Below are 18869 nucleotides of genomic sequence, written 5' to 3'. Positions count from 1 at the left end.
GGCTGCCCGCCATGGCGTTACTTCGCTTCGGCCAGTTCGCGCAGATACTGGAAAATCTGACGGGCAGACTTCGGCGGCTTGCTGCCCGCTTTCTCTTTCTGCGCGTTACGGATCATGCTGCGTAACTGCTGACGATCGGCATCGGGATAAAGCGCAATCACGTCGCCCATCGCTTCATCACCCTGTTCAATCAGACGATCGCGCAGCATTTCCAGTTTATGGAACAGCGCAACCTGCTGGTTATGGCGATTATTGAGCTTATCCAGCGCAACGCGGATCGGCTCCACATCAATACTGCGCAGCAGTTTACCGATCAGCTGCAGCTGACGACGGCGACCCTCTTTCTTGATGCGCTGTGCCAGTTCAACTTCGGTACGCAGGCGCTCATCCAGCGGGATTTTATCCAGCGAGTTTTTACCCAGATCAACCAGTTCGGCACCCAGGCGCTTTAACTCTTCTGCATCGCGTTTAATTTCACTCTTACTGACCCAGATAATCTCTTCATCTTCTTCTTCGTCATTATCTGGCACATCGTCGAGCCACTCATCGGGCTGTTTGGTCATTTCCTGGCTCCCAAAAAAAAGAGGCTAATCCTACCAGTTTATCGGGTGACTGCGAAATTGTTCTCTGACTCTGATAGACTCAAATCATTCACACATAAGATTAGACGGCAGGTCGATGAACGTATCTACTCAGGTTGCAGAACAGCGAAAAGTACTGGAGCAGGCCATTGCGCAGGCACTTGAACTGGCTAAAGCAAGTACTGACAGCGCGGAAGTGGCAGTCAGTAAAACCACCGGCATCGGGGTCAGCACCCGCTATGGCGAAGTGGAAAACGTCGAATTCAACAGCGACGGTGCGCTGGGCATCACCGTCTATCATCAGAATCGTAAAGGCAGCGCCTCATCGACCGACCTCAGCCCGGACGCGATCAAACGCACCGTGCAGGCGGCGATTGATATTGCGCGCTATACCTCGCCCGATCCCTTCGCCGGTCCGGCCGACGCAGAGCTGCTGGCCTATGATGCGCCAGACCTGGATCTCTACCATCCGTGGGAGATTGATGCTGACCGCGCCATTGAACTGGCTGCGCAGGCGGAACAGGCATCACTGCGCGCCGACAAGCGTATTACTAACACTGAAGGTGGCAGCTTCAACAGCCACGTCGGCATCAAAGTCTTTGGCAACAGCCACGGTATGTTGCAGAGCTACTGCTCAAGCCGTCACTCGCTCTCCAGCAGCGTGATTGCCGAGCAGGATGGTAATATGGAGCGCGACTACGCCTACACCATTGGCCGCGCGTTTGAAGATTTGAAGAGCCCGGAGTGGGTCGGTGCAGAGTGCGCGCGCCGCACGCTCTCCCGTCTGGCACCGCGTAAACTTCCGACCATGAAAGCCCCGGTGATTTTCGCCTCAGAAGTGGCAACCGGCTTATTTGGTCATCTGGTTGGCGCGATCAGCGGCGGCAACGTTTACCGTAAATCGACCTTCCTGCTGGATTCTATGGGTCAGCAGATCCTGCCGGAGTGGCTCACCATCAATGAACAGCCGCATCTGCTGAAAGGGCTCGCCTCCACGCCATTCGACAGCGAAGGGGTGCGTACCCAGGCGCGCGACATCATCAAAGATGGCGTGCTGCAGACCTGGCTGTTAACCAGCTACTCAGCCCGCAAACTGGGCCTGACCAGCACCGGTCACGCTGGCGGCATTCATAACTGGCGCATTGCGGGCCAGGGCCACAGCTTTGACGACCTGCTGAAGCAGATGGGCACCGGGTTAGTGGTGACCGAACTGATGGGACAGGGCGTCAGCGCCATTACCGGTGATTACTCACGCGGTGCGGCCGGGTTCTGGGTCGAGAATGGCGTTATTCAGTACCCGGTCAGCGAAGTGACTATCGCCGGAAATCTCAAAGAGATGTGGCGCAATATGGTGACCATCGGTGACGATATTGAAACCCGCAGCAATATCCAGTGCGGTTCAGTCTTACTGCCTGAGATGAAGATAGCGGGACAATAAAGATGGATTCCTGAAGCAGCCGGTTGGCTGCTTTTTTTTCATCACAATAAAAAGGAAGTAATGATGCGTAAGCATGTGATTGCAATGTTGTCGGCTTCTCTGTTGTTCTCCAGCGTCAGTCTCTATGCGGCGGATCTGGAGCAGGATATGGATACACTGAATGCGAACCTGAAAATCGTCAAAAAAAGTGACAATGCTCAGGAGATGCAGCAGGCGTTAACCAAAATGCGTGCCGCAGCGCAGGATGCGCGACAGGGCACGCCGGATAAGCTGGAAGGCCAGCCGGCTGACAGCCCACAGGTGAAAGATTTCCATGCCGGTATCGACTCGCTGATCGCGCAGATCGATGTGGTCAGCGCGCTGGCGAAAGCCAACAATGTGGACGGGGCGAAACGCGAAGCAGCGAAGTTCGACGACATCCGCAATACCAACCATAAGAAATTCCGTTAATCAGATCGCCGGCCAGCCAGGCCGGCGGTTTTTTACCATCACTTCTGCTTATCACCGCACCCTGAACCCCAGCGCTTCCGGCTTGTCGCCGCACAACATCACCGCTTTTCTCGGTTAAATCCATCAAATTATGCATTCTGCGACGCGTGTCGCACTAAGCATGCAGCCTGCGATCTGACGCACAACCTTCACTTTAATTTCCACTTGCTGCTGGAAATGTTGCCTCTCCACAGCCGGGGCGATGACCGCTAATTTGTTTTTAACGCGAATTATCCGGTTTAACAGGAGTAGCAAGGTGAGTAATAACGGCGTCCCGGTGTATGAAGCGGCACCTGAGAAAGTGCAACAGCTGGCTGACAGCGTGATGACGCAGATTGCTGCGATCTATCAGCAGCAGGGTATTCAGCCCAATGCGGTTCAGCAGCAGATGCTGCAATCGCATGTCGGTGCCATGGCGTCACGCTCGCTGAGCGGTGAGCCGCTGCCGGAAGTGGAAGCGGAGCTGTTTGAGGATATTCCGCCGGAAACGTTAGCGCTGGCGCAGCAGGTCGTCGATCTGTTTGGCAATCTGCCCCGCGAAGAGGCCTGGCTGCTGTCAGTGCATATTGAAGTCGCGCGATCAAACAACCAGAGAGGAACATAAGATGGTAACAGTAGTGATTGGTGATCGTTTAGGTAAAGGGCAGAAAGTGGCGGCGGGCATCGAAAAAGCGGGTGGCCGTGCCGTCGTGGTGCCAGGTGTCGCCGCTGACATGAAACTGGGTGACGTGATGAAGGCGGAAAACGCCGATTTCGGCATCTCGTTCTGCGGCAGCGGCGGCGCCGGTGCTATCACCGCTCAGAACAAATATGGCTACAAAGCAAAACATGGCATGCGTTCTGTCGACGAAGGCGTCACCGCCATTAATGAAGGTGCCACGGTGCTGGGCTTCGGCTTTATGGATAAAGAAGAGTTAGGCGAGCGGCTGGTGCAGGCCTGGAACAAGAAGCACGGCAGCTGATTATGAAAGAACAATACGTTACCCAGGTGACGGTCGAGGGCAAAGGCGACACCAAAGCGAAAGCCTTTGCCGATGCCCTGAGTCGTGTGCAGAACCAGGTTCTGCGCGCGACGCAAAAAATTCTGCTGCGCATTGAACCTCAGGATGTCCGGGTGCTGCGCGCGCAGGAGAGCGTCAAAACCGAGAAGTTTCTCTTCTTCTTTCTGGCGCGCCAACGGCGGAGCTTCAGCGTCACGCTGGAGATCACCGTCAGCGTCACCGTTTTCGACACCGAACAGGTGGCGTTCACGGCGGCATCGTAAAACAGAGCCTGTTAACGCCAGCCAGCCGTTTGCCCGATGCTCTGCTGTCGCGACATCGCGATGATCAGGTGTGGGCGATGCGGCGGCGTGCGATTGGGCAGGTAAAAACGACAACAAGGTACAACAACATGTTTTTAATCATTTTGTTTAAGTCGTTGATCATTGGCGGGCTGGTAGGGGTCGGCGTCGGTGCGGGTGCTGCGCGCATGTTCCACGCGCCAACCACTCAGGGCATGGGCGCTTTCCGTACGCTGGGCGAACTGAACTCGTGCGAGGGCGATCCGGCATCCCACTTCTCCTTTGGTCTTGGCTTCTTTTTCAATGCCTGGGCATCGTCGGTTGCAGCCGGTTCATTCACTCAGGATGTGGATCATCGCATCATTCCAAACTGGGGTGCGGCCGCCTTGATGGTGAAGAATCGTAATGTGGCGGAGACGCTGCACGATCCGAAAAAAATGGCCATCGCCTGCGGCATCATCGGCATGATCGTGGTCGCCTTCCTCAACTCCACCGCCTCGGCTGTTCCGGCTGCGCTGCAGGTCACGGCAGTCAAAGTGCTGGTGCCCGCCGCTAACCTGCTGGTGAACACCGTCATGCCGGTGATCTTCTGGCTGGCGGCGATCGACGCGGGCAGAAAGTCAGGTTTCTGGGCCACCATTTTTGGCGGTCTGGCGCAGCTGATCATGGGCAACGCCGTGCCGGGACTGGTGCTGGGTATCCTGATCGGTAAAGGCGTGGAAGAGAGCGGCTGGAACCGGGTCACCAAAGTCATGATGACCGCCATCGTGCTGCTGTTTGTGCTGAGCGGCTTCTTCCGTGGTTTCGATATGAAGCTGCTGCAGTCCTTCCAGCTCGGCATTCCCGGCTGGCTCGACATGATCCATAACTCAGTCAGCGGCAAATAAGAGGCGATGCGATGAACGAAAATAAAGGCTTCTGGTACGCCGACTGGTCTTTCCCGATCTTTGTTGGCCTGCTCTCTTCTGGCGTCTTTGCCGGGACACACATGTATTACCTCTATGGTATCGGCGCGTTCAACGAAGTGGCGTTTGTGTCGATGCTGCGCGCAGGCATGGAGACCGGCGTCTACGGCGCGGTCGCCGCCTTTGGTGCCAGCTTCCTGTTCGCTCGTATCATCGAAGGCTCGCTGGTGGGCATTCTGGATATCGGCGGGGCGATTCAGACCGGCGTCGGGCTGGGCGTTCCGGCACTACTGCTGGGGGCGGGCATTGTCTTCCCGGTGGCGAACTTCGCTGCCTCGCTGGCGACGGGCCTGGTAATTGGTGTGGCGATTGGCTACCTGATTATTCTGGCGCGTAAATTCACCATCAATCAGAGCGACTCAACTTACGGCGCAGACGTGATGATGGGTGCGGGTAATGCCTCGGGGCGCTTTCTGGGGCCGCTGATCATCCTGTCAGCCATGGCGGCATCTATTCCGATTGGCCTGGGTTCGCTGCTGGGCGCGCTGCTCTTCTATCTCTGGAACAAGCCCATTACCGGCGGCGCTATCCTCGGCGCGATGATCCTCGGGGCACTGTTTCCGATTGCTCTCTGATCTCACCGGCAGCCCGGCAGCGGGCTGCCGTTAAGGAGAAACCATGTACGACTTGATTATTCGCGGTGCGCGTCTCAGCGATGAGCAGGTGGTCGACATTGCGCTGCAGGATGGCCGTATCGCCGCCATAGGCAAGGTGCAGGGTAACGCGCAGCACGAGCGCGATCTGGCTGGCCGTTACTACCTCAGCGCAGGCTGGATCGACTCCCACGTTCACTGCTATCCCAAATCACCAATTTATCATGATGAAGCGGATGCGATTGGTGTTGCGCATGGCGTCACCACGGTTGTCGATGCGGGCAGCACCGGCGCAGAGCACATTGATGACTTTTACCGGCTGACACGCGCGGCACAGACCCAGGTTTATGCGCTGATCAATATCGCCCGCACCGGTATCGTCACCCAGAATGAGCTGGCTGACATGACGCAGATAGATGGCGAGGCGGTGCAGCAGGCGGTGGCGCGGCTGCCCGATTTTATTGTCGGCCTCAAGGCGCGCATCAGCAGCAGCGTAGTGGGCAAGAATGGTGTGCAGCCGCTGATTAAAGCGAAGGCAATCCAGCAGGAAACCGGCGGGCTGCCGCTGATGGTTCACATTGGCAATAATCCGCCCAATCTCGACCAGATTGCGGATCTGCTCACCACGGGCGACATAATCACGCACTGCTTTAACGGCAAACCCAACCGTATCCTGACGCCGCAGGGCGAACTCAAAGCGGCGGTAAAACAGGCTATCGCGCGTGGCGTCAAACTTGATGTCGGCCACGGCAGTGCCAGCTTCAGCTTTGAAGTCGCCCGCGCGGCGATTGCGCAGGGCATTCTGCCCGACACCATCAGCTCTGACATTTACTGCCGCAATCGTCTGGCCGGACCGGTTCACAACCTGGCGCATGTGATGTCGAAATTTTTCAGTGTCGGTATGACGCTGCCGCAGGTGATTGACTGTGTAACGGTCAATGCGGCGGCAGGACTGCGCCTGCAGCGCAAAGGCCAGGTGAAAGTCGGCTACGACGCCGATCTGACTGTGTTTAGCGTCAAAGAGGAAACCCGGCCATTCATCGATTCAGAAGGTGAACAGGTCGCAGGTGAGAAGCATCTGGTCCCGCTGGCGGCCGTCGTTGCTGGTACGTGGATCGCGACTGAAGAAGGAATAGCGCATGACCTCGGTATATGAAAAGTATGGCCTGAAGCCGGTGATTAATGCCTCTGGCCGTATGACGATCCTCGGCGTCTCTACGCCATCGAGTGAGGTGATCGATACGGTGAAATATGGCCTCGATCACTACTTCGAAATGAAAGATCTGGTGGATAAGACCGGTGCTTATATCGCAGGTCTGCTGAAGGTGGAGAACGCGCTGGTGGTCTCCTGCGCCTCGGCCGGTATCGCCCAGAGCGTGGCGGCGGTGATTGTGAAAGACAACGACTGGCTGGTGGATAACCTGCATGCCGCGCCGCTGACTGTCCCGCACCAGATTGTGGTGCCGAAAGGGCACAACGTGAACTATGGCGCACCGGTCGGCAGCATGGTGGCACTGGGTGGCGGTCAACTGGTGGAAGCGGGTTACAGCAACGAGTGCTCACCCGCCCAGCTGGCGGCGGCGATCACCCCACAGACCGCGGCGATCCTCTATGTAAAATCGCACCACTGTGTGCAGAAGAGCCATCTCGATGTGGCGCAGGCCGCAGCCGTTGCGCGCCAGCACGGCGTCCCGCTGATCGTCGATGCGGCAGCGGAAGAGGATCTGCAATGCTACTACCAGGCGGGTGCCGATCTGGTGATCTACAGCGGAGCAAAAGCGATTGAAGGGCCGACCAGCGGACTGGTGATTGGCCGACACCACTACGTTGAGTGGGTCAAACGCCAGACCAACGGCATTGGCCGCGCGATGAAAGTGGGCAAAGAGGGGATCCTGGGGCTGACCCAGGCGATTGAAAACTATCTGACGCAGCCAAAAATCAGCGGCGCGCAGATGGCAGAAAAAATGACGCCGTTTATTGAACAGCTCAACAGTCTGAATGGCGTGACGGCCCGGGTAGTGTGGGACGCCGCCGGACGCGACATCGCCCGTGCTGAGATCAAGTTCGACGAAGCTGCGATCCAGCAGCGCACCGGCGATCTGGTGCAGGCGCTGAAAAACGGCGAGGTGGCGATCTACTTCCGTGGCTACAAAGCCAACGAAGGGATCATTGAGGCGGACGTGCGCAGCGTCAGCGCCGATCAACTGCACACTATTTTCACCCGCATTCAGGCACTGTTAAACGGAGAGAAAAACGCATGACGCTGACCCCCAATTTCTATCAGGATCGTCTCTGCCTTAACGTACTGGCGGGATCGAAAGAGAATGCACGCGCTATCTGGCAGGCGGCAGAAGGGCATGTGCTGGTCGGCGTGCTGTCGAAAAACTACGCCAGCAATGAAGCCGCTATCGCCGATATGCGCGAGTATGCCGCGCTGATCGATAATGCGCTCTCGATTGGTCTGGGTGCGGGCGATCCCAACCAGTCACAGATGGTGAGTGAGATCGCGGCAGTGCTGCAACCGCAGCATGTGAATCAGGTCTTTACCGGCGTCGCCACCAGCCGTGCGCTGCTGGGGCAGTCGCAGACGATAGTGAACGGTCTGATCTCGCCCACCGGCACGCCAGGTCTGGTGAAAATCTCCACCGGACCGCGCAGCTCAAAACAGCGTGACGGGATCGTGCCCGTCGAAACGGCGATCGCGATGCTGCAGGATATGGGCGGCAGCTCGGTAAAATATTTCCCGATGGGCGGTCTGCAGGCGGTGGATGAGTATCGCGCTGTGGCGGAAGCCTGTGCAAAACTGGATTTCTGGCTGGAGCCAACCGGCGGCATCGATCTGGAAAATTTCGGTGAGATCGTGCGCATAGCGCTGGAGTCGGGCGTCAGCAAAGTGATCCCGCACGTCTACAGTTCGATCATCGACAAAGCCAGCGGAGAGACCCGCATTGAAGATGTGAAGCAGTTGCTGGCCATCTGTAAAACGCTGCTGGCTTAGAGATCAACACGATCTGCCTGCAACAGGCAGATCGCGCAACATGGACGTTGCGAGACGATCTCCGTAGGCTGATGTTCCCTATTTCTGTCTGCAAACAGGTAACGCTTGTGAGATTTCCCAATCAGCGCCTTGCGCAACTGTTCGATGCCATGCAAAACGAAACGCTGCCTCAGGATGAGCTGGCGCGGCGTTTCGCCGTCTCGACACGCACCGTGCGTACCGATATCACGGCGCTGAATGCGCTGCTGGCAGAACATGGCGCGCAGTTTGTCCTCAATCGCGGCGCGGGCTATCAGCTGAAGATTGAGGATGCTCAGCGCTTTCAGCATCTGCAACAGCATACCGCGTCGCCGCTGCGGGTACCGCGCACCTCGCCGGATCGGGTTCGCTACCTGCTGACCCGCTTTCTTACCGCCGCTTATTCCCTGAAACTTGAAGAGCTGGCAGAAGAGTGGTTTGTCAGCCGCGCCACCCTGCAGAATGATATGGCGGAGGTGCGCGAATGGCTGGGGCGCTATCACCTCACCATTGAGAGCAAGCCACATTACGGCATGAAGCTGTTTGGCAGCGAAGTGGCAATTCGTACCTGCCTGACCGACCTGTTATGGCAAATTGATCAGGCGCAGCCCGAGAGCCCGCTGCTCACTATCGAAGCGCTGAACAGCGGCATGCTGGAGACGCTGCGCCCGCTGCTGCAAAGCTGTTTTGCTCAGCACAACATTCGGCTCAGCGATGAGGGTGAACGCTATCTGCGGCTTTACTGCGCCGTGGCGGTGCGGCGCATCAGTGAAGGCTATCCGCTTAACGATCCGGGTGCAGAGGAGATTGGTGATGAGGTGCGTGAAGCGGCCCATCACCTGATTAATCTGATGCGCCCGCTGGTCAGCAAACCGATTTCACCGGCGGAAGAGAACTGGCTGCGGGTCAATATCGCCGCGCGACGCATTCAGGCGATTGCTCCCAGCGCCATCAATGCTGATGACGCCGACGCGCTGGTGGATTATCTGCTCAGCTTTATCAACACGCATTACAACTTCAATCTGCAAAACGATCAGCAGCTGCGTGCTGACCTGCTCACCCACATCAAAACCATGATTACGCGGGTGCGCTATCAGATTCATATTCCCAACCCGCTGCTCAGCAACATCAAACAGCACTATCCCATGGCCTATGATGTCACCTTAGCGGCGGTGACCAGCTGGGGAAAATATACCCCTTACGTCATCACCGAGAATGAGATTGGCTTTCTGGTGCTGCATATCGGTGTCGGGCTGGAGCGCCACTATGACGTCGGTTATCAGCGTCATCCGCAGGTGCTGCTGGTCTGCGACAGCGGTAACTCCACGCTGCGAATGATTGAGGCGATGCTGCTGCGCAAATATCCGCAGTTGCAGGTCACGGCCCGCCTGTCCCAGCGCGAGTATGAGGCGCGCAACCGCATCGACGAAGATTTTGTTATCTCCACCATCCGGCTCAGCGAAAAAGAGAAGCCGGTGGTGGTGATGTCGCCGTTTCCCACCGGTTTTCAGCTGGAACAGATTGGCAAGCTGGTGCTGGTGGACCGTACCCGGCCCTATATGCTGGCGAAATTTTTTGATGCTCAGCACTTTCATATTGTCGACAGGCCGATGACCCAGTCTGAACTGTTTCGCCAGCTGTGCGATCAACTGGAGGCGGAGGGATTTGTGGATGCGGCGTTCTATCCGTCGGTTGAAGAGCGCGAAGCGATTGTCAGCACCATGCTCGGCGAAGGCATTGCGCTGCCGCACTCGCTGGGGCTGCTGGCAAAGAAAACCGTGGTTTACACCGTGCTGGCGCCGCACGGCATCGCCTGGGGAGACGATACCGCCTATGTCATTTTCCTGCTGGCGATCAGCAAAAGTGAATATGAAGAGGCGATGGCGATATACGATCTGTTTGTGACGTTCCTGCGTGAAAGGGCGATGACCCGCCTGCGGGACAGCACCGATTTCATCCGCTTCAGGGCAGTGGCGATGGATTGCCTGAGCCGCTCCTGGCCCTCGCCCTGAATCGGCGCTTTAGTTTTTCTTCGCCAGCAGGCGCGGGATCTCACGCAGGCACCAGGATTTGGCTTCGCCCATGCTGTCACGCCGCCACGCCATAATAATATCGACCTCGCGGGTATATTCCGGACTCACCACCCGCAGACGGCCTTCCGCAATATCCTGCTCCACCAGCGAATAGGGCATGGTCGCCACGCCCAGGCCAGCCAGCAGCGCACGGCGCTTGTCATCCATGCTGCTCACGGTCAGGCGCTGCTGCTTATCCAGTAACTGCACGGTCAGCACCGGACGCTCACGCGCGGTATCTGCGACCGCAATGCCACGGTATTTCACCCGCGTCACTTCAGACTGAGGTTCTGGCTCGTTATGAATCGGGTGGTCAGCACTGGCGACGTAGACGCTCATCATGGTGTAGAGCTTGCGGGTGTTGATCTCGGTGGAGGCGCGGAAGTGCATATCGGGAGCGATCACGATATCGGCCCGGCCTTGTTCCAGCCGTTCCCACGCACCTGCCAGCACTTCCGTCACCAGTGAAAATTGCGTATTGGCCTTGTCGGCCAGTCGCGTCACCAGCGGAAACAGCGCATCAACAGGTACCAGTGCTTCGGTGACGATGGTCAGATGGGTTTCCCAGCCACGTGCCAGCGCTTCCGCATCGGTGGTGAGCTTATCGGCTGCTTCCAGCAGCACCCGGCCACGCTCCAGCAGCATGCGTCCCACGTTAGTAAATTTGGTACGGTGACCGGAACGGTCAAACAGCACCACATCCAGCTCCTCTTCCAGCTTTTGCATGGTGTAGCTGAGGGCGGAAGGAACGCGCCCCAGTTCATCCGCCGCCGCGGCAAAACTGCCACGCCGATCAATCGCATCCATAACGCGTAAAGATTCAAGGGTTAACGCACGCTCTTTAGCCATCCCGGTTCTCTGTCAGGAAATTTGAACATGCCCGGCAGATTAACTGGCTAACAATCCGGCGTCCAGACTTTTACCATGGGAGCATATAGTCCGTGGCCGATCCTCGTCACCGGATGCTGGAGGTAAACAATGATAACGACACGCAGTGCGTCCGCATGTGGTCAGGCCGATTTCGGCTGGTTACAGGCGCGCTACAGTTTCTCTTTTGGCCACTATTTTGATCCCAAACTGATGGGGTACGCGTCGCTGCGCGTACTGAACCAGGAAGTGCTGGCGCCGGGTGCCGCTTTTCAGCCGCGCACCTATCCACAGGTTGATGTCCTGAACATCGTGCTGCAGGGTGAAGCTGAATACCGCGACAGCGAAGGCAACACGATCAGCGTGCGGGAAGGGGAGGCGCTGCTGCTCTCTGCCCAGCCGGGTGTGAGTTACACCGAAATGAACCTGAGCAAAGATCGACCGCTGACACGCATGCAGCTCTGGCTGGCCGCCTGTCCGGAGCGCGAAAATCCGCGGATGCAGAAAATTGCCCTGACGGATGGCCGGTTGTCCCAGCTGATCGCCTCGCCGGATGGCATGGACGACAGTCTGCAACTGCGTCAGCAGGTGTGGATTCATCAGGTCGAGCTGGCACCAGGCGAAAAGCATTCGCTGCAGTTACAGGGGCCGCGAGCCTATCTGCAGTCGATTCACGGTTCGCTGGAAGCGATGTCCGGCACGGATCATCAGGAGAAGCTGGGCTGTGGCGATGGTGCCTTTTTGCAGGAAGAGAAGCTGTTGCAACTGACGGCGAAAACCGCGACCCGCGCACTGGTCATCGACATTCCCGTCTGAACATCGGGCAATAAAAAAGGCGGCCATGGCCGCCTTTTTTGCGTTTTGCGTACTACTTCAGCATGGTGAAGGCCGTGGTGACGTGCTTCACGCCACTGACGCGGCTGGCGACATCAGCCGCTGCCTGCGCTTCCTGCGGTGTCACCAGACCCAGCAGGAACACTTCGCCATTCTCCGTCGTCACCTTCACGTTGGAGGATTTCACCTGATCGCTGCCCAGCAGCTGCGAGCGGATTTTGGTGGTAATCCAGGTGTCTGACGACGTGGTGCCCAGCGTCACTTTCTGGCCGATACGGATCTCGTTATAGACCTCGGTTGCGCCATCAACGCCCATGGTGATCTGTTTGGCACGACCGGCGATCTCCTGCGAAGGCGCCTGACCGGTCAGCAACACTTTGCCCTGATAGGCCGTGGCGATAATGCGGGCATCGGTTTTAATCTGCTGATCTTTAGCCAGCGCGTTAGTCACGCGTAGCTCCAGCGTGCTGTCATCAACCTGCGTACCCACCGAGCGTGGATCGGTGGCCGTTTTAGTGGCAACCGCTGCGCCACCCGCCACAACCGCAACGCAGCCCTGCAGCAGCATGGCGGTTAACAGAATAGCTATAGCATTCAATGCTTTCATTCGTGCTCCTTCGGTCATTCCTGATGGGGAAAGAGAGTGTTATCGATCAGATCGCATAAGCAATTAACGGTGAGCATATGCATCTCCTGAATACGGGCGCTGCGGTGCGACGGAATGCGGATCTCCACATCCTGCGGACCCAGCAGTCCGGCGAGCTCTCCGCCATCATACCCGGTAAGCGCAACGATAGTCATATCGCGTGTTACCGCCGCTTCCACGGCCTTAACGATGTCACGGGTGTTGCCACGGGTTGAGATAGCCAGTAACACATCGCCTGCGTGTCCCAGAGCGCGCACCTGCTTGGCATAGATTTCATCGTGCAGGCGGTCATTACCAATCGCGGTCAGCATCACGTTGTCGGCGCTCAACGCCAGCGCCGGTAAGCTTGGGCGTTCGGTCTCGAAACGGTTGATCATGCTGGCGGCGAAGTGCTGTGCATTGGCGGATGAGGCACCGTTGCCACAGCTCAGGATTTTATTGCCATTCAGTAACGACTGCACCAGCGTCATAGCGGCGCGGGAGATGGCATCGGGCAACGCTTCGGCTGCGGCAATCTGAGTTTGAATACTTTCGGTAAAACACGCTTTAATTCTGTCCTGCACACGACCACCTGGTTCTAAACGTCTGCATTAAAGGCATTCGGCAGCCACTCGAGCGCCGTGCCGGTAATGGCGATGATGTCGAAACGGCAATTCACTGTTTCAAAACTGCCGCCGCGTTGCGCCAGCCAGAGAGCGGCAGCGCGCAGCAGCTTTTGTTGTTTATTCCGGGTTACGCTGGCGAGCGCGCCACCATAACGCGCATCGCGTCGGTAGCGAACTTCAACAAACACCCAACAGTGCCCGTCACGCATTATCAGGTCAAGTTCACCATTGCGAAAGTGAACATTACTGGCGACCCATATCAGGCCAGCCTGCTCCAGATAGCGCCGGGCATCTTCTTCATACCTGGCGCCAGTCTGACGCCGATTTAGTTGGCCGGTGCGATTTCGCCCCGACGATACTGGTTCCATGTCAACTTCCTGTTGATCACACAATCCGTGTCGGCGCTGAGCTTGCCGGTATTGCCGTCCAGCGTAAAGCCAGGTGACTGACGCATCTGGTTAAAGTGATTCGCCAGCGTCCAGGCATCCATTCCCATGGCATAGAGACGCACCAGCGAATAGTCATTATTGAATGACTTTGATGTCTGCTGCATCAGGCCAGGATTGCTGCCGGAGAGCAGCGGAATATCGCTGAACTGCAGGCCATCCATTTCCAGACGGAAGTCCGGGCCGGCACCGGCTTGCGCGCTGCGCGAACTGGCGTAGAGCGAGATATTGCTGCGACTGCCGGTGCGCATGGTGATCATCGGTTTGATCAGCTGCAGTTCGTCCTGCGTTGAAACGATATAGACCGCATCGACGCCGCCGCCGCTGCTGGTGCTGACCACATCTGGCGTGTTCTGCTGCGGTGCCGGGATAGTCAGGCCCGCAATCGTAACACCCTGCGGCTCGGCAGGTGCAGCGTTCACTGGCGTACCGGATAAGCTGATGCCCGCGCCGCTGTTAATGCCCTGCTTCAGCTCTGAGGTCGAACCAAAGCGCTGCTGCATCACGGTGCTGCCACCCAGCGTCTGCCACTCCTGAGCAAAGGCGTTGGTGACGCGATCGCCCAGTCCGCTGCGCGGAACCAGCAACAGCGGCTGGCGTTTGCCCTGATCCCATATATGGTGCGCCGCATCGCGCGCTTCGTCTTCAGGAGAAAGCGCAAAGTAGCAAATATTCGGATGGTTCTGGATCTTTTCCGGCTCGTTGAGCGCCAGCACATTCAGTGGCGTCTGGCTGTTGGCGACCTTCTCAACGTTGCTCTTCAGCAGCGGACCGACCACGATGGTGGCGCCATCCTGCTGTGCCTGCTGCATCACCTGCTCAATCGGCTGGCTGCTGGTGTCATAGACCTTGATCTGTGCGTTGCTGGCCGGCTCTGCGGCAGCAGGCTGTGATTGAGGCTGTGGCGTCGTGTCGGCAGGCTGTTGCTGCTGCGGCGCGCTGATGGGATCGGTGGAAGAACCAGCAGCGGCAGCGGGTTGGGTGCTGGCGGTTGCATCAGCGGCGGCGGGCTGAGCTGCCGCAGGCTGAGCGACCGGCGCGGAGATGCCATTCTTCGCATCATTAAAGCCTTTCTGAATCGCGTTGGCGAACACCTGAGCCTGGCCATTCAGCGGCAGCAGCAGCGCAATAATGCTGGTTGAAGCTTTGGTGTAGTTCTGCATCTGGCTCAGCTGCGTCGGCAGCGTTTTGGCCGCCGGGTTCTGCGGATAGCGGGTCTGCCAGTCTTTGATGCCTGACTTGAGCATCTCAGCATCCTGCGTGTTGGCGCGCCAGACCGCGAGCAGATCCAGCCAGCCCTGCAGCACATTTTCATCGGCATTGATGACCAGGTTGCTGACTTCCTGCGGCGACATCTGGGTCAGTGTCTGCCAGGTGGCGTCGATATTGCCCTGATGATCGGTGCCTTTCAGCAGCGGCTCCTGGGCAATATAGTTGCGCAGCAGCGAGAGTGAAGGGCGACCCTGTGCGCTGGCGATCTGCAGGCTGTAGTAACGCGCCAGTTGATCCTGCGACAGTGCGCCGGTTTTCACTGCCGCTAACAGCGGTTCGGCGTCTTTGATCTTCTGCTGTGCAATCAGCAATTGCGCTTTCAGCAGCAGGGATTCCTGTTGCTGCGTCTCAGAGAGCTGCTGCGGCAACTGGCTCAGTTGCTGAGTCGCCTCAGGATACTTTCCTTCCTTCAACAGGGCGCGGATTGCAAGTAATTGCCAGTCGGTCTTGCTATCATCGCTGCTTTGCTGCGCTTGCTGCAGATAGTAAGCGGAGCTGGCTGTGACGGGCCCCTGAATATTGACGGTTGAGGTTTGCGGCCCCTGACCGCTACATGCGGCTAAAATCAGCCCAGCAAGAATGACAGGCAGAAAGCGTCCTGCTTTATGACGAACGACTTTTGAAGGAAGCATACTGTATCCAGTGATGTTTTTTTCAAGATGCTCAATATTAAATCGGCAATTCGGATGAAACAATGAAACAACTCGATCGGGCAGAGATTTCTGCCAGCACGCTCTACATCGTTCCAACCCCGATTGGTAATTTGGGTGATATCACCCAGCGGGCGCTGACGGTGCTTTCGAGCGTCGATCTGGTCGCTGCGGAAGATACACGTCATACCGGACTGTTGCTACAACATTTCGCCATCAATGCGCGACTCTTCTCACTTCATGACCACAACGAGCAGCACAAGGCTGAACTGCTGCTGACGAAGCTGCAGGAGGGTCAAAGCATAGCCTTAGTTTCTGATGCTGGCACGCCGCTGATCAACGATCCGGGCTACCATCTGGTGCGTCGCTGCCGTGAAGCGGGCATCCGTGTGGTGCCGCTGCCGGGCGCCTGTGCTGCCATTGCTGCGTTAAGTGCTGCAGGGCTGCCATCCGATCGTTTCTGTTACGAAGGGTTTCTGCCCGCCAAAACCAAAGGCCGTTGCGACGCCCTGCGGGCGCTGGTGCAGGAGCCGCGCACGCTGATTTTCTATGAGTCGACCCACCGTCTGATCGACAGCCTGCAGGATATGGTGAGTGAGCTGGGTGCCGAACGCTACGTGGTGCTGGCGCGTGAGCTGACTAAAACCTGGGAGTCGATCTACGGTGCACCGGTCGGCGAGCTGCTGGCGTGGGTTAAAGAAGATGAGAATCGTCGCAAAGGCGAGATGGTGCTGATTGTCGAAGGGTACAAGACCGATGATGAAGATGCGTTACCAGCCGATGCGCTGCGTACGCTGGCGCTGCTGCAAAAAGAGCTGCCGTTGAAACGCGCGGCTGCGCTGACCGCTGAGATCCACAGCGTGAAGAAAAATGCGCTTTATAAGTATGCGCTGGAGCAGCAAGAGGCGTGACAAACGCCGGCGAATGTCCTATTATCCCGCGCCGAAGCTGACCAGACAGTCGCCGCTTTGTCGTCGTCCTCACTTGTGGGGAGACGGGCAGAGGGGAGGAAAGTCCGGGCTCCATAGGGCAGGGTGCCAGGTAACGCCTGGGAGGCGCAAGCCTACGACCAGTGCAACAGAGAGCAAACCGCCGATGGCCCAGAAATGGGATCAGGTAAGGGTGAAAGGGTGCGGTAAGAGCGCACCGCGCGACTGGCAACAGTTCGTGGCACGGTAAACTCCACCCGGAGCAAGGCCAAATAGGGGTTCACAAGGTACGGCCCGTACTGAACCCGGGTAGGCTGCTTGAGCCAGTGAGCGATTGCTGGCCTAGATGAATGACTGTCCACGACAGAACCCGGCTTAACGGTCAGCTTCGACTTTTTATCAAAAACCCCGCTTCGGCGGGGTTTTTGCTTTGTGACGCGCGGTGACAGGATGAATGCCTGCCCACGACGCTTTCTATGAAAAGAACGCGGCTTAACGGTCAGCTTCGGCTTTTTACCAAAACCCCGCTCCGGCGTAATGCTGATCAGTTAAGATTAGATTTGTAGAGGTTGTCACGGTCAAACGTGGCAGCTTTTTTTGTGGGCGAGCGAGCCGCAGTGCGGGCCAGCGCACCGCTGCTGCTGCCGGGCCGTCCTCGCGCCGCTCACGCGGTGCCTTCGGCTTTGACGTCGTGCCGCCGAACCGTTCGGGGATCGGCCCTCCCTGGCCGGCCCCGACCTGTCCACGCTTCCCGGCGTGGACTTCTGGCCCACCGTCACGCCTCAGCGCTGCAGATAGCCCTTTCAGCAGCAGAGGCGCTCAGGCCTTCACTATCGTGCCCTTTTTAACAGTACGCACCAGAAGCTTCAGAGCAGGCAGGTGGCGATCAGGAGCAGGCAATCCGCAGCGCTGAACAGAATGAGTCTGCCAGGAGAGCCCGCAGGACGCGGGCGAAAGGCGGGGCGGCACAGGATGTGCCATCCCCGGAGGTCCGTCAGGCAGGCGAATGAAGTGAAGGAACCGCGCAGCGGCGCGAGGACCGCCAGCCCCTGAGCGGCACCAGACTGCGTTATCACCTGTCGCTTAACTGACTGGCATTACCGCTTCGGCGGGGTTTTGCTTTGCAGGGTATAAGCAGGCAGCGGTCAATGTCGAAGTTTGGTGCATCATACTCAGCGTCCCTGGGCAGACGACTACAGAGAATGAAAAACTTTTTGCATTTACATCAACAGCAATTACAGCTTCATATACATCACAAAGTCGAAGCATTGCCTATATAGCAAAATATTCGATACTGAGTACAGGTACAGCTAATACCGGTGCATCATTTTTCGCAGGTTACCGTACACCTGGTATTCACTAAATAGAGCTTTTCCTGTGGTTTGTGCTTATTGTTATTGTGGTTAAATTTTGTAATATTCCTCACAGGGTAAATGGAAATTAAATAGAGGGAATTATGACTCGTGGATTTGTGAGGTACCCAATTTGAGCAATCGTGGAGAAATCCTGGATTCATCCCGATTTGGTTCAGAAAACGGGATTAGGCATGGGCTTCTTTATTCAGGAGTGCTTGGCTGGCTTGATATGGGTCACGCTCGCGGAGATGATGTTCGTAAACTTATGGCACAGTTCTCCACTGGTGAAGCTGGCAGCGATTCTTATTACCGGGTGCGTTATGAACAAACTATGGGGATCAGCCGGTTTGCTACTGGTCGCTTTAATGTCTGGGAGATAAAAAAAGGGAGAACTCTCACAGAAAGGCAGAGTATTGCATTGGTGATGATGATGAGTACTGCTGTCGCTTTTGAAAATTGGCAGTCAATGCCCTGGTTCAGTTGGTATACTGATAGCGGTTTCAGTGGCGAGGATCTTGTATCGGACTTATTTGGTTTCTATAAAGTTAATTATCCCCGCGTATATTGGGGAGAACTTAAGATTGCCAGCAAAGAATCAGCCCTACGCCGATGGGACCATTATGGACCGATTAGTCGTTATAAGAACACGGGTTTTTTACCCTTGTTATTTCCTGATCCTATAGAAAAATTCACCTGCCCACGCCCTTATAAAGGTCAGCTTCCGCGATTTATGAAACAGGTTATGCCATATAAATTTACTCCGAATGATGACATAGTGCGACGGTCTAATGATAAAGCCGGAATCATTAACGCATTTCAGTAAACAGAG

The 18869-nt window shown here is 56.9% G+C and carries 20 protein-coding genes and 1 other RNA gene; 15 read left to right on the top strand and 6 right to left on the bottom strand.

Annotated features, from left to right (window positions below; genetic code table 11):
- Positions 1 to 17: 17 nt before the first annotated feature.
- Positions 18 to 563 carry a ribosome biogenesis factor YjgA gene (gene yjgA, locus AC6I8B_RS16800; RefSeq protein WP_010256467.1) on the bottom strand — a complete coding sequence of 182 codons (546 nt, stop codon included), beginning with the start codon at positions 561 to 563 and terminating at the stop codon, positions 18 to 20.
- A 115-nt stretch (positions 564 to 678) separates the two neighbouring features.
- Here yjgA and pmbA point away from each other — a divergent pair, with 115 nt between their 5' ends.
- From pmbA to AC6I8B_RS16745, 11 genes are all read left to right on the top strand, one after another.
- The gene (pmbA, locus tag AC6I8B_RS16795) at positions 679 to 2019 is read left to right on the top strand and encodes a metalloprotease PmbA (RefSeq protein ID WP_010256470.1); all 1341 of its coding nucleotides are present in this window, start codon (positions 679 to 681) and stop codon (positions 2017 to 2019) included.
- Between the two features lie 63 nt (positions 2020 to 2082).
- Positions 2083 to 2469, top strand: a complete 387-nt coding sequence (gene cybC, locus AC6I8B_RS16790) for a cytochrome b562 (RefSeq protein WP_010256473.1) — start codon at positions 2083 to 2085, stop codon at positions 2467 to 2469.
- A 295-nt stretch (positions 2470 to 2764) separates the two neighbouring features.
- A complete protein-coding gene (locus tag AC6I8B_RS16785; RefSeq protein WP_022623928.1) occupies positions 2765 to 3112 on the top strand; it encodes a glycine dehydrogenase in 348 nt (115 codons plus the stop codon).
- A gap of 1 nt (position 3113) precedes the next feature.
- Positions 3114 to 3470, top strand: coding sequence for an SFCGS family glycine-rich protein (locus AC6I8B_RS16780; RefSeq protein ID WP_010256477.1), 357 nt, complete (start codon positions 3114 to 3116; stop codon positions 3468 to 3470).
- A gap of 2 nt (positions 3471 to 3472) precedes the next feature.
- Positions 3473 to 3772, top strand: a complete 300-nt coding sequence (locus AC6I8B_RS16775; protein ID WP_010256479.1) for a DUF4312 family protein — start codon at positions 3473 to 3475, stop codon at positions 3770 to 3772.
- A gap of 128 nt (positions 3773 to 3900) precedes the next feature.
- A complete protein-coding gene (locus AC6I8B_RS16770; protein WP_010256480.1) occupies positions 3901 to 4677 on the top strand; it encodes a DUF4311 domain-containing protein in 777 nt (258 codons plus the stop codon).
- 11 nt (positions 4678 to 4688) lie between these two features.
- Positions 4689 to 5330: a DUF4310 family protein gene (locus AC6I8B_RS16765; RefSeq protein WP_010256482.1), complete on the top strand. Its 642-nt coding sequence runs from the start codon at positions 4689 to 4691 to the stop codon at positions 5328 to 5330.
- Between the two features lie 43 nt (positions 5331 to 5373).
- Positions 5374 to 6504: an amidohydrolase/deacetylase family metallohydrolase gene (locus AC6I8B_RS16760; RefSeq protein WP_497817530.1), complete on the top strand. Its 1131-nt coding sequence runs from the start codon at positions 5374 to 5376 to the stop codon at positions 6502 to 6504.
- Complete coding sequence (locus tag AC6I8B_RS16755; protein WP_191920366.1) at positions 6488 to 7609, top strand: DgaE family pyridoxal phosphate-dependent ammonia lyase; 1122 nt, start codon at positions 6488 to 6490, stop codon at positions 7607 to 7609. Before AC6I8B_RS16760 ends, AC6I8B_RS16755 begins: the two co-directional genes overlap by 17 nt.
- A complete protein-coding gene (dagF, locus tag AC6I8B_RS16750; RefSeq protein ID WP_033772700.1) occupies positions 7606 to 8346 on the top strand; it encodes a 2-dehydro-3-deoxy-phosphogluconate aldolase in 741 nt (246 codons plus the stop codon). The genes AC6I8B_RS16755 and dagF overlap by 4 nt, the downstream gene beginning before the upstream one ends.
- A gap of 107 nt (positions 8347 to 8453) precedes the next feature.
- Positions 8454 to 10376 (top strand): BglG family transcription antiterminator, encoded by a 1923-nt coding sequence (locus tag AC6I8B_RS16745; protein ID WP_033772698.1) that lies wholly within the window; start codon positions 8454 to 8456, stop codon positions 10374 to 10376.
- A gap of 9 nt (positions 10377 to 10385) precedes the next feature.
- Here the strand turns inward: AC6I8B_RS16745 and AC6I8B_RS16740 are convergent, their stop codons facing one another.
- Positions 10386 to 11285 (bottom strand): LysR family transcriptional regulator, encoded by a 900-nt coding sequence (locus tag AC6I8B_RS16740; RefSeq protein ID WP_010256496.1) that lies wholly within the window; start codon positions 11283 to 11285, stop codon positions 10386 to 10388.
- 129 nt (positions 11286 to 11414) lie between these two features.
- On the opposite strand from AC6I8B_RS16740, the gene AC6I8B_RS16735 reads away from it, so the two are divergent.
- A complete protein-coding gene (locus AC6I8B_RS16735; protein WP_060681136.1) occupies positions 11415 to 12119 on the top strand; it encodes a pirin family protein in 705 nt (234 codons plus the stop codon).
- Between the two features lie 52 nt (positions 12120 to 12171).
- Here AC6I8B_RS16735 and dolP read toward each other — a convergent pair whose 3' ends face one another.
- The 4 genes from dolP to AC6I8B_RS16715 are packed head-to-tail and all read right to left on the bottom strand — an operon-like array spanning position 12172 to position 15738.
- Entirely contained in the window at positions 12172 to 12744 is a 573-nt protein-coding gene (gene dolP, locus AC6I8B_RS16730) for a division/outer membrane stress-associated lipid-binding lipoprotein (RefSeq protein ID WP_010256504.1), read from the bottom strand.
- Positions 12745 to 12758: 14 nt separating this feature from the next.
- The gene (gene diaA / locus AC6I8B_RS16725) at positions 12759 to 13346 is read right to left on the bottom strand and encodes a DnaA initiator-associating protein DiaA (RefSeq protein ID WP_010256507.1); all 588 of its coding nucleotides are present in this window, start codon (positions 13344 to 13346) and stop codon (positions 12759 to 12761) included.
- Between the two features lie 14 nt (positions 13347 to 13360).
- A complete protein-coding gene (locus AC6I8B_RS16720) occupies positions 13361 to 13756 on the bottom strand; it encodes a YraN family protein (RefSeq protein WP_010699787.1) in 396 nt (131 codons plus the stop codon).
- The gene (locus tag AC6I8B_RS16715; RefSeq protein WP_111534652.1) at positions 13714 to 15738 is read right to left on the bottom strand and encodes a penicillin-binding protein activator; all 2025 of its coding nucleotides are present in this window, start codon (positions 15736 to 15738) and stop codon (positions 13714 to 13716) included. The genes AC6I8B_RS16720 and AC6I8B_RS16715 overlap by 43 nt, the downstream gene beginning before the upstream one ends.
- Positions 15739 to 15800: 62 nt before the next feature.
- On the opposite strand from AC6I8B_RS16715, the gene rsmI reads away from it, so the two are divergent.
- From rsmI to AC6I8B_RS16700, 3 genes are all read left to right on the top strand, one after another.
- Entirely contained in the window at positions 15801 to 16667 is an 867-nt protein-coding gene (gene rsmI / locus AC6I8B_RS16710) for a 16S rRNA (cytidine(1402)-2'-O)-methyltransferase (RefSeq protein WP_010256516.1), read from the top strand.
- Positions 16668 to 16700: 33 nt separating this feature from the next.
- Positions 16701 to 17079: RNase P RNA component class A (gene rnpB / locus AC6I8B_RS16705), an RNA gene on the top strand.
- A gap of 1091 nt (positions 17080 to 18170) precedes the next feature.
- Entirely contained in the window at positions 18171 to 18863 is a 693-nt protein-coding gene (locus AC6I8B_RS16700; protein WP_010699784.1) for a hypothetical protein, read from the top strand.
- Positions 18864 to 18869: the final 6 nt, after the last annotated feature.

It is taken from the genome of Pantoea sp. X-Soil-ISGK-285 (genome assembly GCF_059730815.1).
This window is presented reverse-complemented; position numbering and strand designations above follow the sequence as displayed.